General features: G+C 66.1%; 14 protein-coding genes. 9 read left to right on the top strand and 5 right to left on the bottom strand.

What is annotated here, in order from left to right; all coding sequences use genetic code 11:
- The first annotated feature begins 169 nt into the window (after positions 1–169).
- Positions 170–655, top strand: a complete 486-nt coding sequence (locus tag ABD810_RS05850; RefSeq protein ID WP_344935113.1) for an ATP-binding protein — start codon at positions 170–172, stop codon at positions 653–655.
- A gap of 238 nt (positions 656–893) precedes the next feature.
- On the opposite strand, the gene ABD810_RS05845 is transcribed toward ABD810_RS05850, so the two are convergent.
- From ABD810_RS05845 to ABD810_RS05835, 3 genes are all read right to left on the bottom strand, one after another.
- Positions 894–1,436: a hypothetical protein gene (locus ABD810_RS05845; RefSeq protein WP_344935111.1), complete on the bottom strand. Its 543-nt coding sequence runs from the start codon at positions 1,434–1,436 to the stop codon at positions 894–896.
- A gap of 334 nt (positions 1,437–1,770) precedes the next feature.
- Complete coding sequence (locus ABD810_RS05840) at positions 1,771–3,048, bottom strand: prenyltransferase/squalene oxidase repeat-containing protein (RefSeq protein ID WP_344935109.1); 1,278 nt, start codon at positions 3,046–3,048, stop codon at positions 1,771–1,773.
- A gap of 15 nt (positions 3,049–3,063) precedes the next feature.
- The gene (locus tag ABD810_RS05835) at positions 3,064–3,735 is read right to left on the bottom strand and encodes a class I SAM-dependent methyltransferase (protein WP_344935107.1); all 672 of its coding nucleotides are present in this window, start codon (positions 3,733–3,735) and stop codon (positions 3,064–3,066) included.
- A gap of 653 nt (positions 3,736–4,388) precedes the next feature.
- Between ABD810_RS05835 and ABD810_RS05830 the strand changes: the two genes are divergently transcribed.
- The 4 genes from ABD810_RS05830 (at position 4,389) to ABD810_RS05815 (ending at position 9,046) form a co-directional block, all read left to right on the top strand.
- The gene (locus ABD810_RS05830) at positions 4,389–5,207 is read left to right on the top strand and encodes an HIT family protein (RefSeq protein WP_344935105.1); all 819 of its coding nucleotides are present in this window, start codon (positions 4,389–4,391) and stop codon (positions 5,205–5,207) included.
- Between the two features lie 83 nt (positions 5,208–5,290).
- A complete protein-coding gene (gene thiL / locus ABD810_RS05825) occupies positions 5,291–6,397 on the top strand; it encodes a thiamine-phosphate kinase (protein ID WP_344935103.1) in 1,107 nt (368 codons plus the stop codon).
- Positions 6,394–7,419 (top strand): pyruvate kinase, encoded by a 1,026-nt coding sequence (locus ABD810_RS05820; protein ID WP_344935101.1) that lies wholly within the window; start codon positions 6,394–6,396, stop codon positions 7,417–7,419. Before thiL ends, ABD810_RS05820 begins: the two co-directional genes overlap by 4 nt.
- Before the next feature lie 658 nt (positions 7,420–8,077).
- Entirely contained in the window at positions 8,078–9,046 is a 969-nt protein-coding gene (locus ABD810_RS05815; protein WP_344935099.1) for a pyridoxal-phosphate dependent enzyme, read from the top strand.
- 62 nt (positions 9,047–9,108) lie between these two features.
- On the opposite strand, the gene ABD810_RS05810 is transcribed toward ABD810_RS05815, so the two are convergent.
- Complete coding sequence (locus ABD810_RS05810; RefSeq protein ID WP_344935097.1) at positions 9,109–9,513, bottom strand: RidA family protein; 405 nt, start codon at positions 9,511–9,513, stop codon at positions 9,109–9,111.
- Positions 9,514–9,908: 395 nt separating this feature from the next.
- Between ABD810_RS05810 and ABD810_RS05805 the strand changes: the two genes are divergently transcribed.
- The 4 genes from ABD810_RS05805 (at position 9,909) to ABD810_RS40960 (ending at position 11,760) form a co-directional block, all read left to right on the top strand.
- Positions 9,909–10,031 carry a hypothetical protein gene (locus tag ABD810_RS05805; RefSeq protein WP_344935095.1) on the top strand — a complete coding sequence of 41 codons (123 nt, stop codon included), beginning with the start codon at positions 9,909–9,911 and terminating at the stop codon, positions 10,029–10,031.
- A 31-nt stretch (positions 10,032–10,062) separates the two neighbouring features.
- Positions 10,063–10,719 carry an enoyl-CoA hydratase-related protein gene (locus ABD810_RS05800; RefSeq protein WP_344935092.1) on the top strand — a complete coding sequence of 219 codons (657 nt, stop codon included), beginning with the start codon at positions 10,063–10,065 and terminating at the stop codon, positions 10,717–10,719.
- Between the two features lie 65 nt (positions 10,720–10,784).
- On the top strand, positions 10,785–11,495 hold the full coding sequence (locus ABD810_RS05795; protein ID WP_344935089.1) for a class I SAM-dependent methyltransferase: 711 nt from the start codon (positions 10,785–10,787) through the stop codon (positions 11,493–11,495).
- Positions 11,470–11,760: a phosphotransferase gene (locus tag ABD810_RS40960; protein ID WP_425566860.1), complete on the top strand. Its 291-nt coding sequence runs from the start codon at positions 11,470–11,472 to the stop codon at positions 11,758–11,760. Before ABD810_RS05795 ends, ABD810_RS40960 begins: the two co-directional genes overlap by 26 nt.
- 68 nt (positions 11,761–11,828) lie before the next feature.
- Here ABD810_RS40960 and ABD810_RS05790 read toward each other — a convergent pair whose 3' ends face one another.
- Positions 11,829–12,902 carry a C45 family autoproteolytic acyltransferase/hydrolase gene (locus tag ABD810_RS05790; RefSeq protein ID WP_344935086.1) on the bottom strand — a complete coding sequence of 358 codons (1,074 nt, stop codon included), beginning with the start codon at positions 12,900–12,902 and terminating at the stop codon, positions 11,829–11,831.
- Positions 12,903–12,931 lie beyond the last annotated feature (29 nt).

The following is a 12,931-nucleotide window of genomic DNA, read 5'->3' as shown; positions in this document are numbered from 1 at the left end:
GCGTAGCAAGCCCGGTACTCCTGAAATCATGAACGAAGCTGGGTGACAACCTTGCAACTCCAGGTGTCGAAGACCCATGGTCTGTCATAGTGCTTGTCACCGAGAGTTAGTGACTGCACTCATTACGTGACACAGAGGGCTACGTCACGCGACGGAGGGGCCGACGATCATGACGGATGAGCAGGGGACAGCCGCCTTGGGGTTCTATCTGGCGACGAGGCCGGGTGGGTTCGTGGTGCACATGAATGTGTGTGAGGAGAATCTGCGGGCGGTGCGGGAGGTGACGTTCGCGATGCTGGGGGCCGCCGGGGTGGACACCGAGACGGCCGAGTCCGCGCGGCTGGTCGCGTCCGAGCTGATCGGCAATGCCGTACGGGCCTGCGGGAACTGGGCGCCGGTCGTCGTCGAGGTCGAGCGGGACGCCAAGGGGATCTGGGTCAAGGTGCACGACCCCAACCCGGCCCGCCTGCCCGTCCGGTCGAGCGTGGCTCCCGACGACGACCAGGCCGAGTCGGGGCGCGGCCTGTGGCTGCTCGACGCGCTCGCCCCCGGCTGGGACGTCGCCCTCACGCCCATCGGCAAGCAGGTCCGATGCCTCCTCCCCGCCCCGAAGGCCGTACGGGTCAGGATCGCCGCCGACGAGGTGTGCGGCTAGCAGAGCCGTTGCTACGGAGAACCGAGCCGAGCCCTTGTCTTCGATAATTCCATCGCTGGTCGATTGAAGGGGAATTTGACAGTGCTGGCGTTACGGCTGGTGCTGGTGGCGCTCTCGCCGGTTCGGTGTTCGTGCAGGCGGTGATGGTGCCCCTGCTAGGCATCGACATGGAGGAGCTCAGGCCCGAGTACGCCTACATACGGATCCCGTTCATGGTGATCGTGGTCGGTGACGATGGTCACGGTGGAACATTAGAGAGGCGTACGATTTCCCGGTAGATGACGGCGCCGACGATGAGTGTAGCGATCGTCGACCAAATCTGCCCTCTGAGCACGAATGGCCAGTCCAGTTGCCATGATGTCACAAATCGCCAGAACCACGCGGCTGCACTCGTGCCATAAACAATGCCGATCGACCTGTTGTGCCAGATCCTCAGGACGCCGAATGCGTGAAGTGAGGCCTGCGGTCGCGTCGAGAAGGGGCCGAAACCACGCTGGTCGCCGTCGGCATTGCCGTCTCCCAGCATGCGTTCCAAATCCATAAGACGTTTGCCGAGGGCGTCGTGTACCTGCGTGTTCCGGATTTCGTAGACCGCAAGGCCGATGACGAAGATTAATGCGGCCGCACAGGCCCCCGAAGGGATATCCTGACTTACCCCGACGACGCTGGCCACAGGAATGAGGGCCAGTAATTTGAATCTGATGTCGACAAGTTGGCGCCAGGCGTCGAACGTCGTTTTGTAATCAAGCTCCAGCAGGTCGTTCTTTGTCGCGTCGGCCATTCGAACTCCCGACCTCCCGTTGGTCAACTCCCCTGGGTTCCTGTCAGTGAGCATAGGCGTTGGTCAACTCGCCGGTGCGCGCTGCATGACAATTACATCGCCCTGGCACTGGAGACGCTGTACGCCCCCGGCGAACGAGCGCGTCCATGGCCACGACTGCGCCGCTCGCGTTCCCCCGAACAAGGTTTCGTAAGAGAGGAGCACGCACGCACATCATTTGTTGAGCCAGTTGGGGGCTTTCGCCGCAATGCGTGGACCGACCGCCCGCGCGCGCAAAGTCCTAGATGGCTTTTGCGGATAAGACGGCCGCAGATTGGTCCCTTTCTAGGGTGGCTCACCGTCTGCGCCGTTGTCTCGCCTCCTGGATGACCAGGAGACCGATCGGGAGGATCATGCCCAGAATGTAGTCCTTCCAATTGAAACGTCCGATGCCCACCAGGACCAGTCCGGTAAGCGTCGACAAGATCAGCAAGAGGGAAGCCCAGGTACGGGCGAAGAAGCGTGTAACGGCAAGCCAGCGCTGCGCGCGGAGAAGGGCTGTGAGTGGTCGGCCGCCCGCGTCCTGTCGCTGGATGACGACCAACTCCTTCGACCAGGTGATCTGGTCAGCCGACCGGACAGGGGAGAGATCCCGGACATCAGCGAGAGCCTGGACGAAAGGCCAGAGCGCCCAGATGGACACGCTGTCCCCACCCTGGATGTTCTGCCAATGCCCGCCCTCTAGCTGAGTCCGAGCGATGGTGTTGAAACCCGCGCAGATCAGGTCAGCCGGCGGAGCACCTGGATGGCGAAGCAATGCGGACAGGGCGATCGGCATGCCATAGTGCAACAGGATGGTGTGCCACACTGCGGGAGTGCCGTCCACCAGATGGGTGACGTTGTAGCTCTCAATGCGGGCATGGGGGTCATCGATCACCGATGCGTCCAGATGCGTTTCCAGCCACGTGTAGGCGCCGAAAATGTTCTCTCCGGTTCGGTCGGCTCCGACTTCAGCCAGGGTGATCAGCGCCAGTGCGGTGTGGGTCACGGTAGGCGATCGGGTGGCGTTCTCGCCCCACCCGCAGGAGCTACGGTTCTGCTGGGCCAGCAGCCATTCCACGCCGCGTTTGACGGCGGGGCTCCGGGGACTGAGTTGTGCCAGGGCTCGTAACGCAAGGCAAGTCAGCCATACACGCGAAGGGCATCCGCGGAGGGAGCCCCAGCCACCGTCGCCATTCTGGTTGTTGACGAGCCACTGGTAGGCCCGGGGCACGCTCGGGCCGTCCTCGGCCAGCCCGCACCGAGCCAGCCCAAGGTAGCGGGCAACCCAGCCGGTGGCCTCCACCACGGGAAGTCCAAAACTGGTGTTCATGGCCCATCCGCCGTCCAGCAGTGGATCGTCGGACTTGATCTGGCGAGCTTTCAGAAATCGGAGGGCGTCAGCGAGGTGTTCGGGAGTCTCGCCGCATTGGTGAAAGGCGGTCAGGGCGACACCCGTGGCTGTGGGGCCTGGAGGCACCATGTCCAGCTGGTGATACCAACCCCCTCCTGTATCGGTGTCGGAGTAGGTTCGGCGCAGGAGACCCAGCGAAGCCTTGAGGCCCTGATCGACCGCTGAGACATCGATGATCAAAGCGGCCTCCCTTCGTCAATCTGCCGCGACGCCCTCGTCTGCGGGCCTTCTGGCGATGACCTGAAGCAGTCCGCTGGGCCTGGAGTCCAGGTATCGGCCACGGCTCTCTGTGATTCGCAACGCCTCCCATGTACGCAGCAAACCGGTGGCATACCGAGGATCGAAGAAATGCCGAACATGGCCGTCCAAGGAGTACATCTCGGGCTCCAGTAGGTCGCCCTTGCCGAACAGGGGGTCCCTGACGGACTTCACGCAGAACGCGAGCGTCCCCCCGGGATGGATGACCCGGCGGAGCTCCGAGAACACTGAGCGAGTGGTGGAGTCGTCGAAGTAGTGGAGTGCCAGATAGGAATAGATCCCGTCGAACGCTTCGTCCTGAAAGGGGAGCGGCATCGCGGTGTCATGCTGTAGGAACCGGACATCGGCATCTGGATGTGCCCCCAGATTGTCGTTCGCCCGCTCGATTGCCGCCGGTGACAGATCAAGGGCCCGCACCGAGTAGCCGCAGCCTGCTACATAAAGCGCATCGTGTCCCTGCCCGCACCCAAGCTCCAGCAACGGGCCCGCGCCATCAGGAGGAGGAAGCTGGGACAGGAAGGTATCGAGGAACTCTCGATGTACGGGCTCGGCATCGGGGCCGTGCGCCTGCCCGTGCCAGGCGTCCCAGAGTCCCTGCTGGCTCGGCACTGAAGTCATTTCCATTGCCCTAGTTAATAGCAACGGACGAACAGGTAGTCCGCCACCACGCTACATCAGCGTCAGCATACGGTGACGCAACGCCGATGCCCCTGCCTGACCGTGCTACGTGATCGGCTTGCAACCGAATTCTCGGGCCGGCCAGCTACCTAAGACTGCCCATGACGCTTGTCGAGGAGGGGCACAGGCCTCAAGATAGCCGTGATCCCCACTTGAAAAGACATATGCCATTAAGGCCGAACTAACCCCAAAGGGGATGCAAAGGACAAATAGCTGTGTCCCAAAAAGGTGGTTAAGTGCAACCGAAGTCCCTGCGGGCAGACACGGGTGCCGTTGACATCGCTCTCCCGACATTCTCCCGTCTGTTACCTGGCAACCGTGAGGTACTGGCCCTGACCACGCGCCCAGCCGACATAGGCGACCTGGCAGAGCACCGCATATCCGTTGCCAACGTCGCTGGTGACGGCTCCTGCGCCACAGCCGGCACACCTGATGGCCGCCCGACAGTGGAACGGCGACTACGCGCGAGATTTCCGCTCCCTTACCCCAATGACCTATTTGATGGTCTTTGGATACGACCAGGCCGGACAGTTCCTAACTGGAGTCATCTCCACAACTACATACGAACGCTGAACCCGGGAGGCGTGCTGGCCCTCATTTCCGAAGGCCAGCGAAGATCCCCCGGAGAGACGCGGCAGCAGCTGCTGGACCTTGGCGTTCTTCTCGTCTCGGCACCTGAGGTCGACCGCACGGCGGGCTCAGATGCTTGCGACGTGGTGTTCGCCGTCAAGCAGTCGGGCGACCTGACCCGCAGCGAAGACTGCGCATTCTGTCCGGGGCTGCGCTTTCGCCTCAACAGGATCGAGAACCTGCCCGGCGCCACAGGCGTGCTCTGGGGAGATCGCGACTTCTTCGTCATCCCCGATCTCGCTCCACTGGACGACGGCCACCTGTTAATTGTCACCGTCGACCACAATCTGGCCATGGGTGCCTGCCCTGAAGACGTCCTCACCCGCCTGGAGGGCAATCTCCAGCGAGTCAGTCGCCTATTCCGGTTGCTTTACGGCCGAGAAGCATTGTTCTTCGAGCACGGACCCACGTCTCCGGGCGAGGCCGGATCGTGCATCGACCATGCGCACATGCATTGCCTACCTGCCAAGGCAGGCTTGGTTCAGGCGCTTCGACATCAAGGACTTGCCGTTGAGCCCACCTCGCTGGCCGACCTGAACATGGTACATAAAGCGAGAAAACCATATCTTTTTGTGCAGGAGGCGGGCGAGCGGACGTACTGCGTAGCCCAGAAACCGCCCAACCAGATGATGCGACGCCTGTACAATTCGGCGCTGGGAAGAGACACATGGCGATGGCAAGACCTCTACATGCAGACAGACAGCCGCGAGCGATTCATGGAAACTCTTAATCGCCTGTTACCTGCGGTCGACGAGATTTTGGCCAAGCGATGAGGGTATTTCAGCACCAGATGCGCCGATCAGCTCCCATCTTGATTTGTCCGCATGGATCCGCATAAAAGGGGGCAACTCTACCAATGCCTGTGAACACAGATACCGTGCAGTTGGGTCAGCTAGGCGAGCGCACGATCCTGGAGAGCTTGGTTCTTCCCCGGTTCGGTACCTTCCGTTCGGGGTCGACGGGCATTGGAGACGACTGCGCGGAGATCGGCGCCCCGCCCGAGGGGCACACTTTCGTCATGACCACCGATCCGTGCCCGACGCCATTGGTGTTCGATATCGCGGATCCCGACTATTGGCATTTCGGGTGGATGACAATGCTCATCAACCTGAGCGACCTCGCCGCCATGGGTGCCACCCCTACCGGCATCGTGGTGTCCACTGTCATGCCCAATGAGATGCTCGTTTCCGACTACCTACGCTTCCTGGACGGTCTGTCAGCGGGGGCCGACGAATGGGATTGCCCGGTGGTCGGCGGCAACATCAAGGACGGTGACTCCTTCACGTCGACCGGCACCGCGATCGGCGTGGTGCGAAGAGATCGCATTCTTAGACGGGTGGGCGCTCAACCCGGTGATCTGATCTTCGTCGTCGGTGAGATGGGCCTGTTCTGGGCGGCGCTGTTGCGCCTCATGCACCCGGAGCAAGTAACTGTCACCGGCACCGCGGCAGAACGCCTTGATCATGCCCTCTACCACCCAGTGCCGCGTGTGAGAGAGGGCCGGATCCTCGGCGACGCCGGCGTGGTCAGTGCCTGCATGGACGCTTCTGATGGGGTGAGCGGGTGCCTTCGCGAGCTGGCAACCCGCAACAACGTCGACTTCATCATCGGGGCCGACCTGCTGGAGCCCAGCGAGCCGGTGGCCGCGGTCGCTCGCTCCTTCGGCATGGAGCCGGGCAGCTTGATGCTCGCGTGGGGCAACTGGGAGCTGGTGCTCACCGTTCCGCAAGCCCGGTTGGCCGCCTTCAACGCGATCACGGCGGCACACCAGATCCCGTATGCGCACATCGGGCAGGTGCGACCCGGCCCAGGCCAGGTGATGTTGGACGTCGACGGCCGGACCCGGCTGTTGACCAACCTCGCTTCTGAGCGTTTCACACCGACGTCGTATTTCACACACGGGATCGAGTCCTACGCCCAGTGGCTTCTCAAGCAGCCACTTACCGAATCGGACCAAACATGACACACCTGTGGATGACCCTCGGCCCATCGTCGCTGGGAAAGGAGGCCGCCCTTCTGACCATGGGCGCAACGGGGGTCAGACTGACTTTCTCGTACGGCACCCCAGAGCTTCAGCTCGACCGGGCCCGGATGCTAAGAAAGGCCGCTGAGGAAGCGAAGCGTCCTTGCTTAAACGTGGCCGACCTGGCCGGGGAGAAGTTTCGTCTCGGCGAGTTCGCCGGACCACCATCCGTCCCCGTGGCGCCGGGCACCCGCTTGCGCCTGTCGCATGCGGAGAGACTCGACCCGGCACATGACAAGGCCCTGCCCATACCCGACCTCGCCTTCTTCGAGCAGTTGACACTTGGGGACATCATCACGGTCGGCGACGGTGGAGCACAGCTGAGGGTCGTGGACGACTCGGAAGGTGCGGTTCTCGTCGAGGTGCCGGCCAAGGGCGTCATCGACCAGGCGCGAGGCTTGACCGTACGCGGGCACGCCTTCAAGCCAAGGGCGATCACAGCCAAGGACAGGTCCGATTTGCGATTCGTCTCGCGGTACGAGGAGTTCGATGCGGTCGCCCTGTCTTTCGTCTCCTCCGCCCAGGATGTCGTCGAGGCCCGCGAACTCCTGAACGGGCGTGACATCACCGTGATCGCAAAGATCGAGACAGCCCTCGGAGTGGCCAACATCCGGGAAATCTGCGCTGTCGCCGACATGGTGATGGCTGCCCGCGGTGACCTCGCGTTGAGCATTCCGTGGGTGGATCTACCCGAGGCAGTGGAGCAGATCGCGACCGGGGCCGAAGCCGCCGGAATTCCATGGATTCTTGCCACGCAGGTCGCGGAGGGGCTGGAGCGCTTCTCCATCCCTACACGAGCCGAGATCTGCGACCTCGCCCACTGGCTGGGCAGAGGGTGCGCCGGCGTGCTCCTCTCTTATGAGACCGTATTCGGCGGCAACGCGAGCGGCGCGGTGACTTCCATCGACGCGATCATTCGCCGGTGGAGCAAGCCACGACTGTCCAGCATGACCATCGGCTGATGCCAATGCTCGTTTCACACGTCCCACGCCAGTAGACGCATACCGCGCCTGAACCGCGACCGCTGGCCCAGGATCGGGTCGGCGGTCGCGTCTGTGAGGTGGTCACGTCACGCTCCCACTGTGGCTCGTCCGGCGGGGAGGTCGAAGTCGTCGTTGGGCATGCGCAGCAGCGCAGGCCGACACCGGCGAAACCGATCCCGGCGACCAGCAGACCCACGCCCTGGCCGATGGGGTGGGGCACGGCCATCGACGCCTACGACAGCCAGCGAGGTGGTGGAGCCGGTCGCGTCGGTGAGCAGGGGCATGAGGGTTGTCGTCGCGGCCACCCTGACTCCCCGTGCCACGCCGTGGACGGGCGTCAGCCTTGGCGAACGGGTTGCCGGAGTCGGCGTAGTCCACGTGGAGGTCCTCGATCGCGAGGATCGGCTTGAGCTCGCCGCTGACCCGCAGCTTGACCCGGATGCCGAGGCGCCTGTCCGTTGCGCACCTGGACCGCCGCCGCCGTGCACGCCGTCCTCAGCGAGGTGGTCACCGGTTAGCCGTCTGGAGCGCATGGTGAGAATGGGGTGGTGGCAGGCCCGGCTCGGCATCTCGCGAGCTCCGCCTGCGGCCACCTCTCCAGGCACACCGGATCCGACACCCCGCAGGAGTACTAAGCATGACGAACGCACTTCCGGTCACGTTGGGCGACGTTCGCGAAGCCGCTGCCCGGCTCAAGGGCGTGGCGCATCGTACGCCCGTCCTGCGCTCGCGCACTCTGGATGCCCTCGCCGGCGCGGAGGTCTTCCTCAAGTGCGAGAACTTCCAGCGCGTCGGCGCCTTCAAGTTCCGCGGGGCCTACAACGCCATCTCCCGGCTGTCGCCCGCGCAGTTGGTCAAGGGCATCGCGGCGTACTCCTCCGGCAATCACGCCCAGGCCGTCGCCCTCGCCGCCCGCGAGCTGGGCAGCACCGCCGTGATCCTCATGCCCGAGGACACCCCGAAGTCCAAGATGGAAGCCACCGCCGGCTACGGCGCGGAGATCGTCACCTACGACCGCTACAACGGCGACCGGGTCGCCATCGGCGAGGCCCTGGCCGCCGATCGCGGGCTGGCGCTGATCCCTCCGTACGAGCATCCGCACGTCATCGCCGGGCAGGGCACCGCCGCGCTGGAGCTGATCGAGGAGGTCGGCGAGCTCGACGCGCTGCTGGCGCCGATCGGTGGCGGTGGCCTGATGGCGGGCAGCTCCACGGCGGCCAAGGGCCTGCGGCCCGCCATGCGGGTGATCGGCGTGGAGCCCGAGGCGGGTGACGACACCAAGCGGTCGCTCAGCGCCGGCGAGCGGGTGTCCATCCCCGTCCCTCGGACGATCGCCGACGGCCAGGCCGCGGACATCCCCGGCGAGCTGACCTTCTCCATCAACAAGCGGCTGGTCGACGAGATCGTCCTGGTCTCCGACGACGAGATCCGTGAAGCGATGCGGATGGCCTTCGAACGGCTGAAGATCGTCATCGAGCCCAGCGGCGCCACCCCGCTGGCCGCCCTGCTGGCCGGGCGGCTGGAGCGTGTACCACCGCGCATCGGCCTGATCGTCTCTGGGGGCAACATCGACGCCCACCGCTTCGCCGAGTTGTGCGCGGCCTAGTCGTGATCGAGGAGTCGCTTTCGACGACATCTGGGAGCCGACTTCGTGTGGTCCGCGGCTGACTACCCGGCCGGGACGGCGGCGACGGCCTCGACCTCGATCATGACGTCCGGCCGGAACAGCGCGGCGACCTGCACCAGCGTGCTCGTTGGCGGCCGTTCGACGCTGACGAACTCGTCTCGTACCTTGCGGACGATCGGCAGGGCCGAGGTGTCCACCACATAGAACGTGAGCTTGAACACGTCGTCCCAGGTCGCTCCGCCCGCCTCCAGCGCCGCACCGAGGTTGCGGAACACCTGGCGGGTCTGCGCCTCCCAGTCGCCCGTGGGAGCCACCGTCCCGTCCGGCGCCATCGGGATCTGCCCGGCGGTCCAGACGAGCCGGTTGCCGGGGGCGAGAGCGGCGACGTGGCTGTACCCGTTGGCCGGCGGCATCGAGGCGGGGCTGTGGAGATCGAAGTTCGGCATGCGTCTCCCGGCGGAGTTGCGTTTTCCCTGTCGGGCCGTTGAGGGCGGAGAGAAGCGAATACCCCCGCAGGAGGGTACTCCAACCGGAGGTTATGTGAAGATCAGGATGCCCGTGATCGCTGATCTCCGCAGCGGGTCAGCCGCGGCCAATCGGTCCGTCATCTGGTGCCCGACCCGGTCGCGGACTCCATCGCGGAGCGTGGTCTGTATCGAGCAGAAGCGTACTGAGTGCCGTCAGCCCGTCGTCCGAGCTGTCCACCGGGGCCACCATGGGATTCCGCACCGCGAAGATACGCCGCGCGGCCAGAATCTCCCATAGGAGGTGCCGCTTGACGACACCGCGCCGCTGCCCCTGGGGACCTACACGCACGGCAGCCACTGGGACGAGGCCGATCTTGGCCACCGGCCCGGACGCCGAGGTCGTGGCTCGCCGGTGCGCCGCGGCCGGCTCCCGCTACTCCCCCGCCAGGGTCGCCACCGCCGTGCACGCCGTCCTCAGCGAGGTCGTCACCTGTTAGTCGCACACCGGACGAAAGAAGAGGATCGACCATGCCTGAACTGCGTCAAGAGGACAGCGTCTTCGTGCTGGACTTGGGCGACGGGGAGAACCGTTTCGCGCCGGATTGGATGAAGAGCGTCCATTCCCTGCTCGACACCGTCGTCGACCACCCCGGACCGGCGGCGCTGGTCACCACCGGACGGGGCAAGTTCTTCTCCAACGGGATCGACCTCGACTGGCTCTCCGGCCACGGCGCCCAGCTCGTGCCCTACGTCGCCGACGTACAAGGCCTGCTGGCCCGGGTGCTCACCCTGCCCGTCCCGACGATCGCGGCGGTCAACGGCCACGCGTTCGGCGCCGGGGCGATGCTCGCGCTCGCCCACGACTTCCGCATCATGCGGTCCGACCGCGGCTACTTCTGCTTCCCCGAGGTCGACATCCACATCCCCTTCGCCCCCGGCATGGCCGCGCTCATCCAGGCCAAGCTCACCCCCGCCGCGGCGGTCGCCTCCATGACCACCGGACGGCGTTTCGGCGGTGTCGAGGCCCGTGACCTCGCCCTGGTCGACGGCGTCGCCGACGAGACCGGCCTGGTCGAGGCCGCCGCCGACCAGGTCCGGCCGCTGGCGGGCAAGCACCGCGCCACCCTCGGCGCGATCAAATCGACGATGTACGCCGCCGCCGTGACCGCACTGACCACCCGCTGAAGCCCGCTCGTCTCCACCCGCCGAAGCCCCGCTCGTCCCGGCCGTCCGTCGTACAGGATGGGCTCATGACGTCGCGGAAGCTGTACCACGGCACCGGCCCCGGGGCTATCACGCCAGATGGGTGCGCGGTCGACTTGTACGCCATGCTCACGCCCAAGGGTGAGCCGGAACGCGTCCACGCGGCCATTCCGGAGCGGGCGTCCATCCTGGAGCTCGGCGCGGGCGCGGGCCGGATCACCCATAGCCTCCTGGCCCTCGGGCACGAGGTGACCGCCGTGGACGAGTCGCCCGAGATGCTCGCGCACATCAGGGGGGCCACGACGGTCTGCTCCCCCATCCAGTCCTTGGCATTGCACACGACGTTCGACGTGGTCCTGCTGATGTCGTATGTGATCGAGACCGCCGACGACGAGCTCCGCCGTGCGTTCCTGCGCACCTGCCGCGAGCACGTCGCCGCCGGCGGGTGCGTGATCCTCCAGCGTCAGCCGCCTGAGTGGTACGACACGGTGGAGCCGTCCGAACGGCGGACCGACGAGGGCCATACCGTGCGCATGACGGAGGTCAGCAGGCCGGGCCCCGATCTGCTCGCCGCCACCATGGAGTACACGGCCGGCGACCGGCGCTGGACCCATTTCTTCCTCAGCAGGCGCCTCGACGACGACTTCCTCGAATCGGAGCTCCGCGCGGCGGGCCTGACGCCGGCCGGGTTCCTGGACGGGGACCGCGGATGGGTACGGGCGGTGCCCACGTCTGACCCAGACCCTCGTCCATGGTGACGCCTGCCCGCAGAACCTGCTGATCCGGGCCGACGGCTCGGCGGAGTTCGTGGCGATCGACTGGAGCCGGCCGGGCGCGTACCCGATCGGCTTCGACCTCGCGCAGCTCCTGGCCGGATGGCATTTGCCGGCGTCACCGAACCCGGCGACCTGCCCGCGATCCACGCCAGGCTCGCCAGGTTCATCGCCGATCTCGGCCTGCGCATGCGCGTTCAGTGTGAGCCGGCGGCCGGCGGCCCCGTACCTGGGCCGGCGGTCGCTGTGAGCTGGTCGCGTCAGCCGCGTGGGGCAGGTCGAACTCGTACCGGCTACGGATCGGTCGTCACGGCAGCGCTACCTGGTGCTCGGTGGGGTGACGGTGGTCCACGTTGACGCGTGTGCGGAGCACGGGCCGCCGTCGTGGACCAGGAGCCGGCCGGCCGCCGGTTCCACCGCGACCGTGGCCAGCGTCTCCCACCGGGTGCCGAGGCTGCCACCGGCCGGCGGATGGCAGCACACCTCGGCACCGCCGTCCGGATGCACGGTCAGCAGAGCGGCGAGATCGTCGGCTCCGTCGAGGCCCTGACGCTCGTGAACCCGCGCGCCCAGCACCCGCAACCGGTCGTAGGTCTCCGGTTCGAGCCGTCCCCGGAGTTCGCCCGCGGCCAACAGCGGGTCGAGGAAATGGTTGGTGCGCACCAGCCAGCCCCCCTCGTTCGGCGGGACGGCCACGGCACCTGCCGGGCTGACCTCGACGGATGCCACCTGCTCGGCGGTCACGACGGTCATCACGGTGGAGGCGGAAACCGGGGCGTCACTCAGGATGCCCATCGCGTCGGCGAACGAGGCCGCGGTGCCGAGCACCCGGCGGGCGACGAGGTGGACGGGTACGCCCTCCGCACCGTCGTCCACGTGCCCGAGGATGTTGAACAGCACCCCCACCCCGGCCTCGTTGATGCCGATCTTGCCGAGGATCCCGTGCTCGGTGATGCCGGCGAACCCAAGCGTGTCGCCGCGTACCGATTGGATGTGCCAGGCCCCGGCGAGTTCCTCGTGCCAGTCCCAGGTCTGGCCGCCCATTGTGCGGGCACCGGTGTGAACCACCGTGGAGCATTCGCCGGGGCGCGAGGCCCCGGCGGCGGCGAGGATCTCGGTGCGCGCGTTGAGCGCCGCGACCACCCACAGCGGCATGCCGGCGCCCTCGGCGACGCCCTCCATCTCGGCGACGAGTTCCGGCGCCCACGCGCGTGTCGCGGTGACGGCGCCAAGGGCGAGCGCGGGGATGTCGAGCGCCACGCCCCGGGCCGTGGCGGCGGTCTCGAACAGGTCCGAGTATGTCCGCCATGCCCGCACGATCTCGGCACCGATCTGCCGGCCGCGGTCGTGACCGCGCCTCCTCGGGTCGGTCCCCTCGACCCGCAGATGCATACGCGGCCTCGGGTCAGCCCCCTCAACCT

Origin of the sequence: Sphaerisporangium flaviroseum (assembly GCF_039537005.1) — a bacterium.
Classification (GTDB): Bacteria; Actinomycetota; Actinomycetes; order Streptosporangiales; family Streptosporangiaceae; genus Sphaerisporangium; species Sphaerisporangium flaviroseum.
Note: the sequence above shows the minus strand (reverse complement) of the source record. Positions and strands in the feature narration are given on the sequence as shown.